Genomic DNA, 17,697 nt, shown 5'->3' with positions numbered 1-17,697 from the left:
GCCTCAGGGCGAATTCGCCGTCAGCTCCGCCGCCGTCACCTCCGGCTTCACCGCCTGCTCGCGACGGAAGATGAACAGCCCGGCCGCGACGATCACCGCCGCGCCCACGAGGACGTTCCACTCCGGCACGTCGCCGAAGATCGCCCAGCCCATCACGATGCCCCAGAGCAGCAGCGAATACTGGAACGGCGCGAGCACGGAGACGGGCGCGAGCTTCAGCGCCTGAATGATCATCAGGTGGGCGGTGATGGCGACCACGCCGAGCAACATCATCCAGAACACCCCCGCGCCGGTCAGCGGCCGCCAGTCGAAGACCGCAAACGCCGCCGCGGCGACCAGCGTGCCGATGGTCTGGAAGGTGCCGAGCGCCGTGCCGCTGGTGCCCGCCAGCATCCGGTTCAGCACCAGCGCCAGCGAATAGCAGACGCTGCCGACGAGCGCGATCAGCGCCGGTCCGGTCAGCGTCGCCACGGACGGATTGAGCGCGACCAGCACGCCGACGAAGCCCGCGGCGATCGCCGCCCACCGGCGCCAGCCGATCCGCTCGCCCAGCAGCAGTCGCGCCGCGAGCAGCGTGTAGATCGGCCCGGCCATGTAGAACGTCATCACGTCCGCCAGCGGCATCCAGACGCAGGCGGCATAGAACAGCCCGGTGTCGAGCGTGGTGATCGCCACCCGGGCGAGCTGCAGCCCCGGGCGCTCGACGCGGCGGAACGGGTTCTCGCCCTTGCGGAGCAGCATGGGGCCGAGGATCAGGAAGCTGCCGATCGAGCGGATCGCGACCAGCTGCGCCACGCCGAAGGAAGCCACGAGGTATTTCCCCAGCGCGTCGTTCATCGCGAAGACGAAATAGCCGCCGGCCATCAGCGCGACGCCGATGCCGAGCGTCCGCGCCGGAGCGCGCGGAGCCTCTGCCGCCACGCCGATGCCCATGATGCCGCGATCCTCCAGACCGCCGGGCTGCCGCCCGCCGCCTCGCGGCGCGGCTCCCGGCGAAGTTTGTCTTCCCGGATCTTTTTAGATCAAGGAGTTATCGTCTATCTTACGCCCGCGGTCCCCACAGGATCACCGCCGCGCCGAGCAGCACGACCCCGCCGCCCGTGAGATCCCATCGGTCCGGCCGGGCGCCCTCGATCGCCCAGAACCAGGCGAGCGAGGCGGCGACGTAGAACCCCGCCGCAGGCCGCATAGGCCCGGCCGGCCTGTTCCGCCGGGCTGGCCGCGAGCAGGGCCGCGAAGGCGACGAGCGCGGCCGCGCCGGGGGCGAGCCAGAGCATCGAGCGCCCCTGCCGCAGCCACATCCACACCGCGAAGCAACCGGCGATCTCCGCCAGCGCCGCCGCGGCGTAGATCGCCAGCGCCCGCACCGGCTCAGATCGCGGCGAGCATCGTCTCGCCGCCGGAGATGTCGCACTCGCCCGGGTTCGCCTCGAGGTTCAGCACCCGCACCACGCCGTCTTCCACGTACATCGCGTACCGCTTCGAGCGGTCGTAGAGCCCCGCCTCGGCCCGGGTAAAGCGCAGCCCGAGCGCGCCGGTCAGCTCCGAGCCCGCGTCGGAGAGCATGCGGACCCCCGCCTTGCCGGCCCCGGCGCCCTCGCCCCAGGCGCCCATCACGAACGGATCGTTCACCGCCACGCAGACGATCTCGTCCACGCCCTTGGCCCGGAGCTTGTCGGCGACGCCGATGAAGCTCGGCAGGTGCCGGGTCGAGCAGGTGCCGGTATAGGCGCCGGGCAGGCCGAAGATCACCACCTTCCGCCCCTTGGTCAGCGCGCCGACCGTCACCGGCGCGAGCCCCGCGTCGGTCTTCTCGATCAGTGTCGCCTCGGGCAGCTTGTCTCCAACCGCAATCGTCATCGCGCCTTCCTTCCCGGTTTGCCGGATCCCTGGGCGCGACATATAGACGGAGCGATCAACTCGGGAAAGCCGATGCGCATCATCTCCGGCCGCTGGCGCGGCACCGCTCTCGTACCGGTCGGTGCCGGCGACGAGGCCGCGCGCCTGCGTCCGACCACCGACCGGGTGCGGGAGAGCCTGTTCAACCTGCTCGCCCACGGTGGCCACGCTCCGATCGACGGCGCCCGCGTCCTGGACCTCTTCGCCGGTACCGGCGCGCTCGGGCTCGAGGCGCTGTCGCGCGGCGCGGCCTCGGCGACGTTCGTCGAGCAGGGCCGCCCGGCGCTGAAGCTGCTCGGCGCGAACCTCGCGCGGGTGAAGGCCGGTGACGCGGCCCATGTCCTGCCCCGCGACGCCACCCGGCTCGGGGTGAATCCGGGCGCGCCCGCGACGATGGTCTTTCTCGACCCACCCTATGGCCGGGGCCTCGGAGAGCAGGCGATCGCTTCGGCGCTCGCCGGCGGCTGGATCGCGCCGGGGGCGACGATCGCGTGGGAGGAGGGGGTTCACCCCGCGGCTCTGCCCGGCTTGACCCTGCGCGACCACCGCCAGTATGGGGACAGCATGGTCTTCCTCTACGAGCTTACCGCCCCATGACCGAGGCCCGCCGCCTCCTCGGCTCCGTCTTCGGTTTCCCCGACTTCCGCCCCGGTCAGGAGGAAATCGTCGCGGCCGTCGAGGCAGGCCGCAACGTACTCGCGATCATGCCGACCGGCGGCGGGAAGTCGCTCTGCTACCAGCTGCCGGCGCTCACCCGCCCCGGCGTCACCCTCGTGGTCTCGCCCTTGATCGCGCTGATGCGCGACCAGGTGCGCGCGCTGACCGCCGCCGGCGTCGCCGCCGGGGCGCTCACCTCGCAGTCGACGCCCGAGGAGGCGGAGGAGACCTTCGCCGCGCTCGATGCCGGGCGGCTGAAGCTGCTCTACATGGCGCCGGAGCGGTTGGCCGCCGCCGGCACCGGACAGCTGCTCCGGCGGATCCGCCCCGCCCTCCTCGCCGTCGACGAGGCGCACTGCGTCAGCCAGTGGGGCCACGACTTCCGCCCCGACTACCTGCGCATCGGCGAGCTGCGCCGGGCGCTCGGTGGCATCCAGACCGTCGCGCTCACCGCCACCGCCGACGAGGAGACGCGCGCCGAGATCGTCCGGCGCCTGTTCGACGGCGAGGCGCCCGCGAGCTTCCTGCGCGGTTTCGACCGCCCGAACCTCGCGCTTGCCTTCGCGCCCAAGGACGAGCCGCGCCGGCAGATCCTCGCCTACGTCGCCGCGCGCAAGGGCCAGTCGGGCATCGTCTACTGTGCCAGCCGCGCCCGCACGGAAACCCTCGCCGCCGCGCTGAACGACGCCGGCCACACCGCTCTCGCCTACCACGCCGGCCTCGATCCCGACTCGCGGCGCCTCGCCGAGACCCGCTTCCAGCGCGAGGACGGGCTGATCGTCTGCGCCACGATCGCCTTCGGCATGGGCGTCGACAAGCCGGACATCCGCTATGTCGCCCACGCCGACCTGCCGAAGTCGATCGAAGCCTACTATCAGGAGATCGGCCGTGCCGGGCGTGACGGCGCGCCGGCCGACACCCTGACGCTCTACGGCCCCGACGACATCCGCCTGCGCCGGACCCAGATCGACGAGAGCGCGGCGCCGATGGAGCGCAAGCAGGCCGACCATGCCCGGCTGAACGCGCTGCTCGGCCTGGCGGAGGCGCATCGCTGCCGCCGGCAGACGCTGCTCGCCTATTTTGGCGAGCGCTACGACCCGCCCTGCGATACCTGCGATCTCTGCCGCACCCCGCCGAAGCTGTTCGACGGCACCGAAGCCGCGCGCAAGGCGTTCTCGGCGATCCTGCGGACCGGCGAGAGTTTCGGCGCCGGCCACCTCGTCGATATCCTGCGCGGCGAGGCGACGGACAAGGTGCGCCAGCGCGGCCACGACCGCCTGCCCACCTTCGGTGTCGGGCGGGACCACTCGAAATCCGAATGGCAGGCGATCTTCCGGCAGCTGATGGGCCTCGACCTCGTGCGGCCGGACCCGGAGCGCCACGGCGCCCTGCGGCTGACCGAAGCCGCGCGACCGATCCTGCGCGGCGAGCAGGGCCTGGAGCTGCGCGCCGACAGCATCGCCCGCGCCGCCAAGTCGGCCCGGCCGGAGCCGGTGGCGCTGGTCTCCGAGGAGGACGAGGGGCTGCTTGCGGCGCTGAAGGCCCGGCGACGGGCGCTCGCCGACGAGCAGGGCGTGCCGGCCTACGTGATCTTCCCCGACCGGACGCTGATCGAGATGGCGACCCGCCGGCCGCAGACGCTGGACGAGATGGCCGGCATCACCGGCGTCGGCGCCGTCAAGCTCGAACGCTTCGGCGCGGACTTCCTCGCGGTCGTGACCGGCGCGGCGCCGCGCCCGCTGCATCCTGCCCGCCTCCGCGTCGCGGGCCAGGCCGAGGGTGCGCTCATCGACCGGCTGCACGCCGCGCAGGTCGCGCTGTCCCGCGGGGCCGGCGGCCTCGACAAGCCGCTGACCTGCGCGACCGCGACGCTGGCAAGGATCGCAGAGCGCCGCCCCCGCACCCTGGCCGAGCTGGAGGAGATCTCCGGCATGGGGCCGCAGAAGGCCGAACGCTTCGGCGCGGCCTTCCTCGCCATCCTCCACCCGGCGGCGTGAGGTTGCACGCGCGCGCATTGCCGCAGATACTTCGCCGACGACGCAAACGCGAGCGGGCGGCAATGAAATCCTCCGACGCCACCGCGATGCCATACGGCGAATTGTCGCCTCGCACCGGGCAAGGAACGCCCGTGTCTTCGGCTCGGTGGTGCGCGGCGAGGATTCGGAAGGAAGCGACTTTGACCTTCTCGTCGATCCGACGGCGGAGACGACGCTCTTCGATCCCGGAGCGATAAAGGCGGAGCTTGAGGAGCTGCTCGGCCTCCCGGTCGACGTGCTCACCCCCCACGCTCTCCCCGAGCAGGTCCGCGGCACGGTGCTTCAGCAAGCCAGACCCCTGTGACGCAGCGAAGCTCCCGCATCGGGGACTGGCTGACCCACATCATCGACGCCGTGATGCGGATCGACCGCTACACGGCAGCTCTCGCTTTCGAGGGTTTCGTGGCGAGCGAACTGATTCAGGATGCCGTGATCCGCAATCTCGAAATCATCGGCGAGGCGGCCGGAAACATCGAGCGTGCGGATCGAGAGTTTGCGATGCGCCACCCGGATCTGCCGCTGCGGTCGGCCAAGGAAATGCGCAACGTGCTCACGCACGCCTATTTCGCGATCATCTCGCTGTCGTCTGGTGCACGATCAGGTCGGATCTCCCCATGGTGAGGCGAGCGGCCGAACGCGCGCTCGCATCGCTCTAACCCCACTCCATCGCCGGCAGGCGATCGCGGCAGTGGGCCTCGAAGGCGGCGACGAGCCGGGTCTTGTGCTCCGCGCGCATGGTGGCGGTGCCCATTGCCATCGCCCGGTGGGGGCCGGCCAGCGGGACGCGGCAGAGCGGCGTGCCGTCGAGGGCGCGCTCGCTGCCGGCCCGGACGTTGGCCAGGGCATAGCCGTAGCCGTGCGCGACGAGGCTGCGCACTACGGCCATGTCGCGCGTCCGCTCGGCAATGCGCGGGCGCAGGCCGGCGGCGGCGAAGAGCGACAGGAAATAGTCGCGGCTGAGCGGCAGGTCGAGCAGCACCATGGGCGCGTCCGCGAGCCGCTCGAGCGTCACCTCGGGCAGTGTGGCGAGCGGATGGCCCGCGGCAAGCAGCGCGTGCGGCGGCAGGTTGACCAGCGGCAGGAAGCGGACATCCTGCGGAATCTCGAGGTCGTAGGTCACGGCGACGTCGATCTCGGCCCGGCGCAGCATCCCGAGCAGCCGCTCCTGGTCGCCCTCGGCCTGCGTCACGGTGGCCTCGGGGAAGGCGGCCTCGAAGCTGCGGCGCAGGCCGGCGATCACCAGCGGTGCCAGCGTCGCGAAGCAGCCGATGCCGATCGGCCCGCGTGGCGCGTGCGCGATGTCGGCGGCTAGCTCGTGCAGGCCGTCGGCCGCCTCGAGCACCAGCTTCGCCTCGCCGAAGAAGCGCCGGCCGCCGGGTGTGAGCGACAGGCCCTGCGCGTGCTGGCGGATGAAGAGCTGGATGCCGAACTCCCGCTCCAGCTGCGAGATCGCGGCCGAGATCGACGGGGGCGAGACGTTCACGGCATCGGAGGCGGCAGCGATGCTGCCGGCCTGACCGACAGCGACGAAGTATTCCAGTTGTCGGAGGGTGAAGCGAAGGGCCATGGCGAAGCGTATCCTGCCCCGCCATGGCCCGGCAACCGGCACGCCCGGCGTGCCGGCGCGGCCGGGGTCAGCGCTGCGCGGCGACCGAGCAGCAGCCGGACAGAAGCTGCGATCCGTTGGGGCCGTTCCGCACCATCAGCGCCTCAAGGCCGAACAGGCGGTCGGACATGCCGTCGCTGCAGGCCTGGGGCGTGATCGTCACGGTCGACTCGCCGCCGTTGCCTTTCAGGAGCAATGCGCGGTTCAGATCGGCGGGGTGGCCGCGGTCGAGCGTGGTCAGCGCAAAGCTCTCGCTCCCGTCTGGAGTCTCGAGTCGCGCGGTCGTGCCCTCGGGCACCAGCGACCAGAACGGCTCGGTGCCGAAGCAGCGCATCCCGGCGGGCAGCGCCCCGGCCGGCCAGACGCCCGGCTGCTCCTGCAGGTAGCGGATCGCCGACCAGCCCGAGCCCTCCCCGGCGTTGACCCGGCCCCAGCGGCCCGACGCATCGAGCGCCACCACCTCGACGCCGCGGGCGTCCGGTGCGAGCGTCGCAACGACCGGCGCCGAGGCGTTCGGTTCGGCCCGCACGTTCAGCGCGCTGTCGCCGGCGACGCCCACCACGTCGAAGCGCGACGGCAGCGGGCCCGCGCCGGGAAGCGCCAGCAGCAGCAGGCCGAGCGCGAGTCCGCCCTTCACCGCCCTGCTCCCACGCGCCGCGCGTGTATCCTGTTCCCGCGGTGCCCGGCCGCGGCTTGCCTCACGGTCCATGATGTTCCTCTGGACGTTGGTTTTGTCAGTCATGTTTACAAACCCCGGCGGCGCGGTCCATACCGGGCGCGGCGGGATTGTAAAGTAAGAGGGGACAAGAGCATGGACTACGCGCGCATCGTCACGACCATCCGCACGCTGGCGCTCGAGGCCGGGGCGGAGATCATGCAGGTCTACGAGAGCCCGGACTTCGAGGTGAAGACCAAGTCCGACGCCTCGCCCGTCACCGAGGCAGACGAGCGGGCGGACAAGCTGATCGCCGCGGGCCTCGCGGCCGCGTTCCCCGAGATTCCGGCCGTCACCGAGGAGCAGGCGGCCAGCCACGCGATCAAGGCGCCGGTGTTCTTCCTCGTCGATCCGCTCGACGGCACCAAGGAATTCGTCCAGCGCCGCGGCGACTTCACCGTCAACATCGCGCTGATCGAGAACGGCGTGCCGACGCGCGGCGTGGTCTATGCCCCGGCAAAGGGCCGGCTGTTCTACACCGACGCCGCCGGGCAGTCGCAGGAGGAGGCGGGGCCGTTCGGCGCCGAGCCCGGCGCGCTGACCCCGCTCCGTGTCGGCAAGCCCGATCCGGCCGGCCTCGTCGTCGTCGCCTCCAAGTCGCACCGCGATCAGGCCACCGACGACTATATCGCGAAGTACGCCGTCGCGGACTTCCGCTCGGCCGGCTCGTCGATGAAGTTCTGCCTCGTCGCCGCCGGCGAGGCCGACCTCTATCCGCGTCTCGGCCGCACGATGGAGTGGGACACCGCGGCGGGCCAGGCCGTGCTGCTCGGCGCCGGCGGCGAGGTGGTGCGCTTCGACGACCACACGCCGCTCGCCTATGGCAAGTCGGGCTTCGAGAACCCGTTCTTCATCGCGCTCGCCCCGGGCATCGACCTGGTTCCGGCCTGATCCCATGGCGGTCCTGATCGCCATCCCGGCGCGCTACGCCTCGACCCGCTACCCCGGCAAGCCGCTCGCCGAGCTGCGCGGCGCGACGGGCGAGGCGCGGAGCCTGATCCGCCGCAGCTGGGAGGCGGCAATGGCGGTCGAGGGCGTCGACCGGGTGGTGGTCGCGACCGACGACGGGCGCATCGCCGATGCCGCCCGCGGCTTCGGCGCCGAGGTGGTGATGACGCCCGAGACCTGCCGCAACGGCACCGAGCGCTGTGCCGTCGTGGCCGAAGGGCTCGGGCCGGAGTGGGACATCGTTGTCAACCTTCAGGGCGATGCGCCGCTCACCCCGCCCTGGTTCGTCGCCGCGCTGGTCGAGGCGATGCAGGCCGATCCGTTGGCGCAGGTGGCGACGCCGGTGCTGCGCACCGATGCGGCGGCGCTCGCGAGCTTCCTGGAGGACCGGCGCAACGGCCGGGTCGGCGCGACGACGGCGGTGTTCGACCGGGCGATGCGCGCGCTCTACTTCTCGAAGGAAGTGCTGCCCTACACCGGCCGCACCCTCGGGCCGGACGAGGAAATCCCGGTCTTTCACCACGTCGGTGTCTACGCCTACCGCCGCGCGGCGCTGGCCGCCTATGGCGGCTGGCCGGTCGGCCGGCTGGAAACCTGGGAGGGGCTCGAACAGCTCCGCTTCATGGAAAACGGCGTGCCCGTGACCTGCGTGGAAGTCGAGGCGCGTGGCCGGCCATTCTGGGAACTCAACAACCCGACGGACGTGCCGAAGATCGAAGGAATCCTTCAAGGGTTGGGGCTGCCGTAGGCAACAATCAGCCGCAAGGTCGAGGCAACGGACCAGAAACGGCAATTGTGTTTAGGGAACCCGTGGGTAAAATGCGCGCCACGGGATCTTCTGGAACAGAACCGCCATCGTGGGGTTCACGGTCTTGACGAGTAGACAGTTGGGGACGAGATGACGAACAAGGTAACGAAGGCGGTCCTTCCGGTGGCGGGCTTCGGGACGCGGTTTCTGCCGGCCACGAAGTCGGTGCCGAAGGAAATCCTTCCTCTGGTCGACAAGCCGCTCATCCAGTACACGATCGACGAGGCGCGCGCCGCAGGGATCAAGGAATTCATCTTTGTCACCTCGCGCGGCAAGAGCGCCCTTGAGGACTATTTCGACGGCGCGCCGGAACTCGAAGCTTCGCTGCGCGACGGCAAGAAGACCGCGCTGCTCGAGGCGCTGAAGCAGACGGACATGGAGTCGGGCGCGGTCGCCTACGTGCGGCAGCAGGAGCGCCGCGGCCTTGGTCATGCGGTCTGGTGCGCGCGCAAGCTGATCGGCGACGAGCCGTTCGCCGTGCTGCTGCCCGATGACGTGATCGACGCGGACGTGCCCTGCCTGCAGCAGATGATCGAGAACTATCGCGGCGGCAACATGGTCGCGGCGATGGAGGTTCCGGTGGAGAGCGTGTCGTCCTACGGCATTCTGGACGTCGACAAGGCGGTCGGCTCCGTGATGCCGGTTCGCGGCATGGTCGAGAAGCCGAAGGCCGAGGTCGCCCCGTCGAACCTCGCGGTGATCGGTCGCTACATCCTGGCACCGAACGTGCTGCGCAACCTCGAGGATGCCGAGACCGGCGCCGGGGGCGAGGTGCAGCTGACCGACGCCATCGCGCGCGAGATCGCGGCGCACAACGACGTGTCGGCCTTCCGCTTCAAGGGCCGGCGCTTCGACTGCGGCTCGAAGCCCGGCTACCTGCAGGCGACCGTGGCCTTCGGTCTGGCGCGGCCGGAGCTGCGCGACGAGTTCCTGGATTTCCTGCGGACCGTCAGCCAGACCGAGCTCGGCATCGGCTCGAAGGTCGCTGCGCGCGGCTGAGCATCGGCGCAGGCTGCAATCCTTGGGGGGTCTCGCTCGGTAACGGGCGGGACCCCTCGGCTTTTCAGGCGTGGCGGTCCGGGTGATGCGTAGTCATGGCCGGCCGGGAGGCCGGTCAGGCGGCCCGCTCGGCCTTGCCGTCCGTCAGGATCGCGTAGAGCGCGGACGGGTCGAACGTCGAGCGCAGCTTGGCGCACACCGCTTCGCTGCGCAGCGTGCGCGACACCCGGGCCAGCGCCTTCAGGTGCTCGGCCCCCGCGCTCTCCGGTGCGAAGAGCGCGAAGACCAGATCGACCGGCTGGCGGTCGATCGACTCGAAATCCACCGGCTTTTCCAGCCGGGTGAACATGCCGATCACCCGGTCGACACCGGCGAACCGGGCGTGCGGGATCGCGACGCCGCGGCCGACCCCGGTCGGCCCCAGCGCCTCGCGGTCCATCAGGGCCTTGTAGGCGACCGTGGACGGCAGGCCATAGACCGCCTCCGCCATTTCGGCGAGATCCTGGAGCAGGCGTTTCTTGCTCGTGGCCTTCAAGGGCGCGCGAACGGCTTCGACGCCGAGTATGTCCGATAGCTCCATGAAGAGCGTTCCTCGCCTGACCGCCTCGCCGCCTACTGGGCGTTCTTCGGGTCGACCCACCCGATGTTGCCATCATCCCGACGGTACACCACGTTGACCCCACCGTGCGCGTCGTTCCGGAAGACAAGCAGCTGGGCGCCCGCGAGCTCCATCTGCATCACCGCCTCGCCGACCGAAAGGCTCGGCACGCGGGTCGCCATCTCGGCGACGATCACGGGCTGGAGCGTCGCGGGCTCCTCGCCGTCGGTATCGTCGTGGCCACGCAGCACGTATGCCGCCGCCTCCATCGCCTCGATCGGGTTCTGCCGGTCGCGATGATGGTCCTTCAAGCGGCGCTTGTAGCGGCGGAGCTGCTTCTCCATCCGCTCCACCGCGCCCTCGAAGCTCGCGTAGACCTCATCCGCCTTGCCGCTGGCCTGCACGGTCATGCCCGTCGAGAGATGGACGGAAGAGTCCGCGACGAACTGGTGCCGGTCCTTGCAGAACGTCACCACGGCATCGACCGGCCGGTCGAAATACTTGCCGACGGCCTCGCCGAGGCGATCCTCGACGTGGGTACGCAGGGCGTCCCCGATGTCCATCTGTTTGCCGCTGATATGGATGCGCATTGCTTCGCCCTTCGAACTTCACCGACCGGCTCGCCGTGTCCGCCCCCAACGGGCGGACCCTATGGACGCCCCACCCCCCGTTGTCAATCGCGTGACCGGCCGGCGCCCGCGGCGATCTCCCGTGTCGCAGACGGCCTTGCCCGGAGGCGACGACGTTCGACGGAGGACGGAATGCCCATGCTCTCACGGTATTTCGCAACCGTGCGGCGTGCAATGTCTATCCCTTCGCCTTTGAGCAGTGTGACCAGCTTGTCGTCGGACAGGGTGCGGCGCGCCGGCTCGGCCTCAACCAGGCTGCGGATGCGATCCTGCACCGCGGCCGACGAATAGGCCTCGCCGCCCGAGACCGCCTGGATCGCCGATACGAACAGGTGGGAAAATTCGTAGCAGCCATGCTCGCAGGCGACGTACTTGCCCGCCGTCACCCGGCTGACGGTCGACTCGTGCAGGCCGAGCTGTTCCGCCACGGCGCGCCGGGTCAGCGGGCGCAGGCCGGGCGTGCCCGTGTCGAAGAAGCGGTCCTGCCGGCGGGCGATCTCGATCGCCACCTTGAGGATCGTGCGGGCGCGCTGTTCCAGGCTGCGGATGAGCCAGCTCGCCCGGGTGCTGCACTCCGACACGAAGGCCCGCGCCTCCGAATCGTCCTTGCCGATCCGGGTGGCATAGACGTTGTTCATCAGCACCCGCGGCAGGCTCTCGGCATTCAGCTCGACGTTCAGCGTGCCGTCCGGCGCACGGCTGACGTAGACGTCGGGCACCGCGACCTCGACCCGCGTCTGGGCGAATCGCAGGCCGGGTTTCGGATCGAGGGCGCGGATTTCGGCGAGCATGTCGGCGACATCCTCGGCATCGACCCCGCAGACCCGCTCCAGCTCGACCAGATTGCCTTTCGCGGCGAGGGCGAGGTTGTCGAGCATCGCCTGCATTGCCGGGTCGAGCCGGTTCTGGTCGCGAAGCTGCAACGACAGGCACTCCCGGAGGTCGCGCGCGCCGACCCCGGACGGGTCGCACGCCTGCACCAGCGTCAGCCCGGCGAGCGCGTCGGCAGCGCGCAGCCCGTGCCGTGCCGTCACCTCGGCCAGCGGGACACGCAGGTAGCCGTCGTCCTCCAGCTCGTCGGCGATGAGCAGCGCCGCCTCGATCACGCGGGGCGTGCCGCGCATCGGCCGGATCTGCGTGTGCAGGTGCTGGTGCAGCGTGACGTTGGCGGCGATGCCGTCGAGCCAGTCGCCATCGTCGTCGGCCCGCCGTCCGATGGCTCCCGTCACCCCCGGCGCAGTCGGCGCCGGCCCGAGTTCGAGCAGGGGGTTCTTCTCCACCTCGGCCGCCAGATAGCCGGCAAGGTCGATACTCGACATCTGCAGCAGCTTGATTGCCTGCTGCAGCTGCGGGGTCATCACCAGCGACTGCGTCTGGCGAATCTCTATGCGTGGCGCGAGTGCCATCCGAACCTGCCCCCGCCGGCTTCCTCAGATGCGGAAGCCCTCTCCCAGATAGACCTTTCGCACGGTGTCGTCGCGGACCACTTCGTCGGGCGTGCCAGACATGAGGACAGCACCGTCGTGCAGGATATAGGCTCGGTCGACGATATCCAGCGTCTCGCGCACATTGTGGTCGGTAATCAGCACGCCGATGCCGCGCTCGGTCAGGTGCCGCACCAGCCCGCGGATGTCCGCCACGGCCAGCGGGTCGACACCGGCGAACGGCTCGTCGAGCAGGACGTAGTTCGGCTGGGCCGCGAGGCACCGGGCGATCTCCACCCGCCGGCGCTCGCCGCCCGAGAGCGACACCGCCTGCGCGCGGCGCAGGTGGGTGATCGAGAACTCGCCGAGCAGCTCGTCGAGCATCTCGCGGCGCTTCTCGGTGTCGGGAATCGTCAGCTCGAGGATCGAGCGGATGTTGTCGGCGACGGTCATGCCGCGAAAGATCGACGCCTCCTGCGGCAGGTAGCCGATCCCGAGCTTCGCCCGGCGGTACATCGGCAGCCACGTCACATCCACCCCGTCGACCAGGATGGTGCCGCGGTCGGGCGGCACGAGGCCCGCGATCGCGTAGAAGCACGTGGTCTTGCCGGCGCCGTTCGGGCCGAGCAGCGCCGCCACCTCGCCACGGCTCAGCTCCAGCGAGACGTCGCGCAGCACGGGGCGGCTGCGATAGCTCTTGGCGAGGTTGCGCACCACGAGCCCGTGCGCGGCGGGCACGGGGGCGGAAACGGCGGCCGGCTCGGCGAGCGCGTCGGTCATGGCCGGGCGCCGGGGGCAGGCTGGGCGCCGGCCGTGCCACGCGACTGCGGCACGAACAGCGTCCGGACCCGGCCGTCCATCCGCGCGGTATTGGCGTTGAGGTCGATGGCAAGCTTGTCGCCCGAGAGTGCGCTGCTGCCCTGCGTGAGCAGCACGTTGCCCTGCATGTCGACGCGACCGCTCGCGACCTCATAGGTCGCCGTGCTCGCCTCGGCCGCCTCGGTGCCATTGGCGAGCGTGACGTTGCCGCTGGCGATCAGGCGCTGGATCGGCCCGTTGGCGCCCCCTTGGGCCTTCTGATCATAGAACACCTGCACCCGGTCGGCGGCGAGGCGCAGCTCGCCCTGACCCACCCGGACGGTGCCGGAGAACACGGCCGTGCCACTGCCCTGATCGAGGTCGAGCCGGTCGGACGTGACCTCGACCGGCTGCGAGGCGTCGTGGCGCGACGTGCCGAACGGCACGGTGGTCTGGGCCGCGGCGGGAGCGGCGAGGGTCTGGGCCGCAAGGATCGACAGCCAGGCCGCCGCGGTTAGGCCGATGGCGCGCATCATGGTCCTCGTTTCGGGTCGGGCGGATCGTATATCACATGCACGCCATTGCTGAAGGAAAACCGCCGCGCCTCGCCGCTGGCGGTGGTCGGCGCAACGTGAAGGTTGCCCGAGGTGATCTCGCCAAGCGCGCCGGTCGTCACCACCCGGTCGCCGGCGATGAAGCTGCCCGACACGAAGTCGATCGTCGCCTTGTCGGTGGCCAGCTCGTAGCCGTCCGACGAACTGAGCCGCACGTTCCCGGCGATGTCGAGCCGCTGGCTCGCGATGTCGAGATCGCCGGTGTCGGCGACCACGGAAACCGTCCGTCCCTCCACCAGTTCGAGCGAGCCGTCGAGCTTCGTGATCGTCGCGCGCTTCGGCGGCGCGGCATCGGGGATCACGGTGGCGGCGGCGACCCGGAAGCGGTCGCCGTTCTGCGTGGTGCCGGTGAAGACCGAGTTGGTGAGCCGCAGGCCCTGGCCGAGCTGGTCGATGTCGGCGTCCGAGAAGTTGATGGTGCCGCCCAGCCGGTCGTCGGTCTGCACCAGGAACACCGACGCGACCAGCGCGAGCGCGACGAGCGGCAGCCCGAGCTTCAGGATGGTGACGACCCGCGAATGGACCTCGGGTCTCGGCGCCATCAAACCACGCCGGCGCGCAGGCAGTCGTGGACGTGCAGGATGCCGGCCGGGACGCCGGGGGCGCCCGGCGCCACGGCGAAGAGCGTGGTGATCTTGTTCGCGTTCATCACCCCGAGCGCCTCGGAGGCGAGGGCCGTGGTCGAGATGGTGCGGGGCCCCGGGGTCATCACCTCGGCCACCCGGCGATCCAGCAGGCCGGCCATGTGCCGGCGCAGGTCGCCGTCGGTGACGATGCCGACCAGCCGGCCCGCCGGATCGGTGACGCCGACCACGCCGAATCCCTTGTGGCTCATCTCGAGCAGCGCGTCGGCCATCGGCGACTCCGGCGTGGTGAGCGGCAGCTCTTCGCCGCCGTGCATGAGCGCGGCGACGGTGGTGAGCCGCGCCCCGAGCTTGCCGCCGGGATGGAAGCCGCGGAAGTCTTCCGGGGTGAAGTGCCGGTGTTCCATCAGCGCCACGGCCAGCGCATCGCCGAGCGCCAGCGTCATGGTGGTCGACGTGGTGGGCGCGAGGCCGACCGAGCAGGCCTCGGGCGCCGGCGGCAGCAGGATCGCCACGTCGGACTGCCGCAGCAGGGTCGAGCCCGGACGACTGGCGACACCGATCAGCGGGATCGCGAAGCGGCGGGAATAGGCGATGAGATCGGCCAGCTCGGGCGTCTCGCCGGAGTTCGACAGGAGCAGGATCACGTCCTCGGGCGCGATCATCCCGAGGTCCCCGTGGCTCGCCTCCGCCGGATGCACGAACATCGCCGGCGTTCCGGTCGAGGCGAGGGTCGCGGCAATCTTGCGGCCGATGTGGCCCGACTTGCCCATGCCGGAGACGATGGTGCGGCCGGGCGCGGCGAGGATGCGGGCAATCGCCTCGACGAACGACGGGCCAAGGCTCGCGGCCAGCTGGCCGAGCGCGGCGGCCTCTGTTTCGATCACGCGGCGGCCGGCGGCGAGCAGCGCCTCGGAATCGATCGGATGCGGGGCGGTCAGCATCGGCGTCAGCTGTGCGCGAAGATGTCGATGCCGTCCCAGCCGGCCAGGTCGAGCCGGGCCCGCTGCGGCAGGAAATCGAAGCACGCCTGCGCGATCTCGGTGCGGCCCTCGCGGGCGAGGCGGGTGTCGAGCACGGCCTTCAGCCGGTGCAGGTGCAGCACATCCGACGCGGCATAGTCGACCTGCGCCACCGACAGCGTGTCCGCGCCCCAGTCGCTCGACTGCTGCTGCTTCGAGATGTCGACCTCGAGCAGCTCGCGCAGCAGATCCTTCAGGCCGTGGCGGTCGGTATAGGTCCGCACCAGCCGCGAGGCGATCTTGGTGCAGTAGACCGGCGCGGTCGTCACGCCGAAGCGGTTCAGCAGCACCGCGATGTCGAAGCGGCCGAAATGGAACAGCTTCAGCACGGCCGGGTCGGCCAGCATCCGGGTCAGGTTGGGCGCCTCGGTCTGGTCCTGCGCGATCTGCACCAGATGCGCGTCACCGTCACCGCCCGACAGTTGCACGACGCAGAGCCGGTCGCGGCTCGGGACGAGGCCCATGGTCTCGGTGTCGATGGCGACGATGGCGCCGAGGTCGAGGCCGTCCGGCAGGTCGCCGCGGTAAAGGTGGTTCGCCATCCGCGTCCTCGGGCAACTGCGCTCGGGGCTCGGGCAGGCGGCCACGGAGCTGAAATCTGGTGCCCGGGAAAGGACTCGAACCTTCACGACCGTTAGGTCACTGGTACCTGAAACCAGCGCGTCTACCAATTCCGCCACCCGGGCAGGGTGTCGATGCGCGCTCATATACGGGCCGCGCGGGGGGTGTCAACGGCAGGCGAGAGCGGAATTTCACCCGAGCCGCCTGTGGCCACACCCGCGAGCCGCGGGCGTGGCCGCAGCTGGCCTCAGCGGCCGCCGGCCCGGCGGTCGCGGCGCGCCGACATCGGCTGGAACGCCACCGCGACGTGCGTCTCGCAGTAGGGCTTGCCCGGGACCGCGGGCAGGCCGCAGAACCAGAAGTCATCCGTCGCGGGATCGCCGACCGGCCATTTGCACGTCCGTTCGGTCAGCTGCATGAGGTTCAGCCGGCGGGCGCGCTTTGCCACCTCGGCGAGATTCGCGAGCGCCTCGGCGCTGATCTCGGCATTCGGCGGCTGCGGCGGCTGCGGCTGGCCCGGGGCCTTGGGACGGATGGCCGGCGGAGCAGCGGGCTCGCGCGCGGGCACCGGCCGCACCTGGGCCTGCGGCGGCACCGGGGCCGCCTCGGCCACGGGCTCGGCGACCTCCTCGCTGACCGCTTCGGGCGCGCTGGCCGCCTCGTCCGAATGATCCGCGCCGCCGACGCGGTTCGAGAGGCCGAGGCGGTGAACCTTGCCGATCACCGCGTTTCGGGTGACGCCGCCCAGCTCCTTGGCGATCTGGCTGGCGCTCTTGCCCTCCGACCACATGGCCTTGAGGGTTTCAACGCGCTCGTCGGTCCAGGACATCTCGGACATGCTCCGCTCGTTCGGAAAGAGGATGCGGGCCAGCGCCCGGATAAGGATGCGGCTATTCTAGGGGCCGCGGGCCGGATCGACAAGCAGCCGTCCCGACGATCGTCGGACGCACACGCGGTGTTGCGCCGGACGTCGCGACCAAGCTCTCGACGGATGAGCGCGCGTGCCCTATCGTCCCGGGAAAGTCAACTGCCAAGTTGGGATCATGGCAAAGCCCGTTATCGGCATTATCGGAAACTCCCACGTCATCAACGAGCGATATCCCGTGCAGTCGGTCGGCGTCTCGAACATCGAGGCGGTCGCCGACCTGACCGGCGCGATCCCCCTCATGGTCCCGGCGTTGCCCAAGGTGGGCGCGGTGAGCGACCTGATCGAGGTTTGCGACGGTTTCGTCTTCACGGGCGGCCGTCCGAACGTCCACCCCAGTCACTACGGCCACGAGCCGACCGAGAAGCATGGCGCGTTCGATCCCGATCGGGATGCCGTGACTTTGCCGCTGATCCGCGAGTGCATCGCGCGCGGCGTGCCGATCTTCGGCATCTGCCGCGGCTTTCAGGAATTCAACGTGGCGTTCGGCGGCACGTTGCACCCGGAGATCCGCGAAATTCCCGGCCGGATGAACCACCGCATGCCGCCCGACGGCACGCTCGAGCAACAGTTCGAGCTGCGGCATCTGGTCAGCCTGTCGGACGGCGGCGCCTTCCACCGGCTGCTCGGCGCGCGGGAGGTGCTGGTCAACTCGCTCCACGGGCAGGGGATCCTCGACAAGGGGCCCCGGATCGTCATCGAGGGCTTTGCCCCGGACGAGACGCCCGAGGCGATCGTCGTCGAGGACGCGCCGGGCTTTGCCATGGCGGTGCAGTGGCATCCCGAGTGGAACGCGGTCAACGACCCGGTGTCCCGCCCGCTGTTCCAGGCTTTCGGCGCGGCCGTCACCGGCTACGCGGCCCACTGATCCGGC

General features: G+C 70.6%; 21 protein-coding genes, 1 tRNA gene and 1 pseudogene. 8 read left to right on the top strand and 15 right to left on the bottom strand.

The features are described from left to right. Positions 1 to 3 precede the first annotated feature (3 nt). The 3 genes and pseudogenes from QM699_RS15910 to QM699_RS15900 form a co-directional block, all read right to left on the bottom strand. Entirely contained in the window at positions 4 to 933 is a 930-nt protein-coding gene (locus tag QM699_RS15910; protein WP_415012038.1) for a DMT family transporter, read from the bottom strand. A gap of 109 nt (positions 934 to 1,042) precedes the next feature. Next, a pseudogene (locus tag QM699_RS15905) lies at positions 1,043 to 1,367 on the bottom strand (YnfA family protein). 4 nt (positions 1,368 to 1,371) lie between these two features. Further along, on the bottom strand, positions 1,372 to 1,860 hold the full coding sequence (locus tag QM699_RS15900; protein ID WP_415012037.1) for a peroxiredoxin: 489 nt from the start codon (positions 1,858 to 1,860) through the stop codon (positions 1,372 to 1,374). 72 nt (positions 1,861 to 1,932) lie between these two features. Here QM699_RS15900 and rsmD point away from each other — a divergent pair, with 72 nt between their 5' ends. The 4 genes from rsmD to QM699_RS15880 are packed head-to-tail and all read left to right on the top strand — an operon-like array spanning position 1,933 to position 5,213. Continuing rightward, complete coding sequence (gene rsmD / locus QM699_RS15895) at positions 1,933 to 2,496, top strand: 16S rRNA (guanine(966)-N(2))-methyltransferase RsmD (RefSeq protein ID WP_415012036.1); 564 nt, start codon at positions 1,933 to 1,935, stop codon at positions 2,494 to 2,496. Continuing rightward, on the top strand, positions 2,493 to 4,553 hold the full coding sequence (gene recQ, locus QM699_RS15890; RefSeq protein ID WP_415012035.1) for a DNA helicase RecQ: 2,061 nt from the start codon (positions 2,493 to 2,495) through the stop codon (positions 4,551 to 4,553). Before rsmD ends, recQ begins: the two co-directional genes overlap by 4 nt. Positions 4,554 to 4,569: 16 nt before the next feature. Further along, positions 4,570 to 4,896: a nucleotidyltransferase family protein gene (locus tag QM699_RS15885; protein ID WP_415012775.1), complete on the top strand. Its 327-nt coding sequence runs from the start codon at positions 4,570 to 4,572 to the stop codon at positions 4,894 to 4,896. Next, on the top strand, positions 4,893 to 5,213 hold the full coding sequence (locus QM699_RS15880) for a DUF86 domain-containing protein (RefSeq protein WP_415012034.1): 321 nt from the start codon (positions 4,893 to 4,895) through the stop codon (positions 5,211 to 5,213). The genes QM699_RS15885 and QM699_RS15880 overlap by 4 nt, the downstream gene beginning before the upstream one ends. Before the next feature lie 31 nt (positions 5,214 to 5,244). On the opposite strand, the gene QM699_RS15875 is transcribed toward QM699_RS15880, so the two are convergent. Together QM699_RS15875 and QM699_RS15870 are read right to left on the bottom strand one after the other, a co-directional pair. Further along, on the bottom strand, positions 5,245 to 6,159 hold the full coding sequence (locus QM699_RS15875) for a LysR family transcriptional regulator (protein WP_415012033.1): 915 nt from the start codon (positions 6,157 to 6,159) through the stop codon (positions 5,245 to 5,247). A 67-nt stretch (positions 6,160 to 6,226) separates the two neighbouring features. Further along, a complete protein-coding gene (locus QM699_RS15870) occupies positions 6,227 to 6,835 on the bottom strand; it encodes a COG3650 family protein (protein ID WP_415012032.1) in 609 nt (202 codons plus the stop codon). A gap of 174 nt (positions 6,836 to 7,009) precedes the next feature. On the opposite strand from QM699_RS15870, the gene cysQ reads away from it, so the two are divergent. The 3 genes from cysQ to galU all read left to right on the top strand — a co-directional run bounded on the left by cysQ (position 7,010) and on the right by galU (position 9,668). After that, positions 7,010 to 7,804, top strand: a complete 795-nt coding sequence (gene cysQ / locus QM699_RS15865; RefSeq protein ID WP_415012031.1) for a 3'(2'),5'-bisphosphate nucleotidase CysQ — start codon at positions 7,010 to 7,012, stop codon at positions 7,802 to 7,804. Positions 7,805 to 7,808: 4 nt separating this feature from the next. Continuing rightward, positions 7,809 to 8,609, top strand: coding sequence for a 3-deoxy-manno-octulosonate cytidylyltransferase (locus QM699_RS15860; RefSeq protein ID WP_415012030.1), 801 nt, complete (start codon positions 7,809 to 7,811; stop codon positions 8,607 to 8,609). A gap of 150 nt (positions 8,610 to 8,759) precedes the next feature. Next, positions 8,760 to 9,668 carry a UTP--glucose-1-phosphate uridylyltransferase GalU gene (gene galU / locus QM699_RS15855; RefSeq protein ID WP_415012029.1) on the top strand — a complete coding sequence of 303 codons (909 nt, stop codon included), beginning with the start codon at positions 8,760 to 8,762 and terminating at the stop codon, positions 9,666 to 9,668. 115 nt (positions 9,669 to 9,783) lie between these two features. Here the strand turns inward: galU and QM699_RS15850 are convergent, their stop codons facing one another. From QM699_RS15850 to QM699_RS15805, 10 genes are all read right to left on the bottom strand, one after another. Further along, positions 9,784 to 10,248 carry a PTS sugar transporter subunit IIA gene (locus tag QM699_RS15850; protein WP_415012028.1) on the bottom strand — a complete coding sequence of 155 codons (465 nt, stop codon included), beginning with the start codon at positions 10,246 to 10,248 and terminating at the stop codon, positions 9,784 to 9,786. A gap of 32 nt (positions 10,249 to 10,280) precedes the next feature. Further along, positions 10,281 to 10,856 (bottom strand): ribosome hibernation-promoting factor, HPF/YfiA family, encoded by a 576-nt coding sequence (gene hpf / locus QM699_RS15845; RefSeq protein WP_415012027.1) that lies wholly within the window; start codon positions 10,854 to 10,856, stop codon positions 10,281 to 10,283. An 83-nt stretch (positions 10,857 to 10,939) separates the two neighbouring features. Continuing rightward, positions 10,940 to 12,301: an RNA polymerase factor sigma-54 gene (gene rpoN / locus QM699_RS15840; protein ID WP_415012026.1), complete on the bottom strand. Its 1,362-nt coding sequence runs from the start codon at positions 12,299 to 12,301 to the stop codon at positions 10,940 to 10,942. A 24-nt stretch (positions 12,302 to 12,325) separates the two neighbouring features. Continuing rightward, the gene (gene lptB, locus QM699_RS15835; protein WP_415012025.1) at positions 12,326 to 13,099 is read right to left on the bottom strand and encodes an LPS export ABC transporter ATP-binding protein; all 774 of its coding nucleotides are present in this window, start codon (positions 13,097 to 13,099) and stop codon (positions 12,326 to 12,328) included. Continuing rightward, on the bottom strand, positions 13,096 to 13,650 hold the full coding sequence (gene lptA / locus QM699_RS15830; RefSeq protein ID WP_415012024.1) for a lipopolysaccharide transport periplasmic protein LptA: 555 nt from the start codon (positions 13,648 to 13,650) through the stop codon (positions 13,096 to 13,098). The genes lptB and lptA overlap by 4 nt, the downstream gene beginning before the upstream one ends. Then, complete coding sequence (locus QM699_RS15825; RefSeq protein ID WP_415012023.1) at positions 13,650 to 14,273, bottom strand: hypothetical protein; 624 nt, start codon at positions 14,271 to 14,273, stop codon at positions 13,650 to 13,652. Before QM699_RS15825 ends, lptA begins: the two co-directional genes overlap by 1 nt. Continuing rightward, positions 14,273 to 15,259 carry a KpsF/GutQ family sugar-phosphate isomerase gene (locus tag QM699_RS15820; protein WP_415012022.1) on the bottom strand — a complete coding sequence of 329 codons (987 nt, stop codon included), beginning with the start codon at positions 15,257 to 15,259 and terminating at the stop codon, positions 14,273 to 14,275. The genes QM699_RS15825 and QM699_RS15820 overlap by 1 nt, the downstream gene beginning before the upstream one ends. A 5-nt stretch (positions 15,260 to 15,264) precedes the next feature. Beyond that, positions 15,265 to 15,879 (bottom strand): ribonuclease D, encoded by a 615-nt coding sequence (locus QM699_RS15815; protein WP_415012021.1) that lies wholly within the window; start codon positions 15,877 to 15,879, stop codon positions 15,265 to 15,267. A 57-nt stretch (positions 15,880 to 15,936) separates the two neighbouring features. After that, a tRNA-Leu gene (locus tag QM699_RS15810) sits at positions 15,937 to 16,023 on the bottom strand. Between the two features lie 122 nt (positions 16,024 to 16,145). Further along, the gene (locus QM699_RS15805; protein ID WP_415012774.1) at positions 16,146 to 16,727 is read right to left on the bottom strand and encodes a GcrA family cell cycle regulator; all 582 of its coding nucleotides are present in this window, start codon (positions 16,725 to 16,727) and stop codon (positions 16,146 to 16,148) included. A 214-nt stretch (positions 16,728 to 16,941) separates the two neighbouring features. Between QM699_RS15805 and QM699_RS15800 the strand changes: the two genes are divergently transcribed. Further along, the gene (locus tag QM699_RS15800) at positions 16,942 to 17,691 is read left to right on the top strand and encodes a gamma-glutamyl-gamma-aminobutyrate hydrolase family protein (RefSeq protein WP_415012020.1); all 750 of its coding nucleotides are present in this window, start codon (positions 16,942 to 16,944) and stop codon (positions 17,689 to 17,691) included. Positions 17,692 to 17,697: the final 6 nt, after the last annotated feature.

Origin of the sequence: Amaricoccus sp., from assembly GCF_047602525.1 — a bacterium.
Classification (GTDB): domain Bacteria; phylum Pseudomonadota; class Alphaproteobacteria; order Rhodobacterales; family Rhodobacteraceae; genus Amaricoccus.
This window is presented reverse-complemented; position numbering and strand designations above follow the sequence as displayed.

What these genes read in the sequence shown, in the direction of transcription:
- QM699_RS15910 (WP_415012038.1), bottom strand. Translation starts at nt 933, where the DNA reads ATGGGCATCGGCGTGGCGGCAGAGGCTCCGCGCGCTCCGGCGCGGACG.
- QM699_RS15900 (WP_415012037.1), bottom strand. Translation starts at nt 1,860, where the DNA reads ATGACGATTGCGGTTGGAGACAAGCTGCCCGAGGCGACACTGATCGAG.
- rsmD (WP_415012036.1), top strand. Translation starts at nt 1,933, where the DNA reads ATGCGCATCATCTCCGGCCGCTGGCGCGGCACCGCTCTCGTACCGGTC.
- recQ (WP_415012035.1), top strand. Translation starts at nt 2,493, where the DNA reads ATGACCGAGGCCCGCCGCCTCCTCGGCTCCGTCTTCGGTTTCCCCGAC.
- QM699_RS15875 (WP_415012033.1), bottom strand. Translation starts at nt 6,159, where the DNA reads ATGGCCCTTCGCTTCACCCTCCGACAACTGGAATACTTCGTCGCTGTC.
- cysQ (WP_415012031.1), top strand. Translation starts at nt 7,010, where the DNA reads ATGGACTACGCGCGCATCGTCACGACCATCCGCACGCTGGCGCTCGAG.
- QM699_RS15860 (WP_415012030.1), top strand. Translation starts at nt 7,809, where the DNA reads ATGGCGGTCCTGATCGCCATCCCGGCGCGCTACGCCTCGACCCGCTAC.
- galU (WP_415012029.1), top strand. Translation starts at nt 8,760, where the DNA reads ATGACGAACAAGGTAACGAAGGCGGTCCTTCCGGTGGCGGGCTTCGGG.
- QM699_RS15850 (WP_415012028.1), bottom strand. Translation starts at nt 10,248, where the DNA reads ATGGAGCTATCGGACATACTCGGCGTCGAAGCCGTTCGCGCGCCCTTG.
- hpf (WP_415012027.1), bottom strand. Translation starts at nt 10,856, where the DNA reads ATGCGCATCCATATCAGCGGCAAACAGATGGACATCGGGGACGCCCTG.
- rpoN (WP_415012026.1), bottom strand. Translation starts at nt 12,301, where the DNA reads ATGGCACTCGCGCCACGCATAGAGATTCGCCAGACGCAGTCGCTGGTG.
- lptB (WP_415012025.1), bottom strand. Translation starts at nt 13,099, where the DNA reads ATGACCGACGCGCTCGCCGAGCCGGCCGCCGTTTCCGCCCCCGTGCCC.
- lptA (WP_415012024.1), bottom strand. Translation starts at nt 13,650, where the DNA reads ATGCGCGCCATCGGCCTAACCGCGGCGGCCTGGCTGTCGATCCTTGCG.
- QM699_RS15825 (WP_415012023.1), bottom strand. Translation starts at nt 14,273, where the DNA reads ATGGCGCCGAGACCCGAGGTCCATTCGCGGGTCGTCACCATCCTGAAG.
- QM699_RS15820 (WP_415012022.1), bottom strand. Translation starts at nt 15,259, where the DNA reads ATGCTGACCGCCCCGCATCCGATCGATTCCGAGGCGCTGCTCGCCGCC.
- QM699_RS15815 (WP_415012021.1), bottom strand. Translation starts at nt 15,879, where the DNA reads ATGGCGAACCACCTTTACCGCGGCGACCTGCCGGACGGCCTCGACCTC.
- QM699_RS15805 (WP_415012774.1), bottom strand. Translation starts at nt 16,727, where the DNA reads ATGTCCTGGACCGACGAGCGCGTTGAAACCCTCAAGGCCATGTGGTCG.
- QM699_RS15800 (WP_415012020.1), top strand. Translation starts at nt 16,942, where the DNA reads ATGGCAAAGCCCGTTATCGGCATTATCGGAAACTCCCACGTCATCAAC.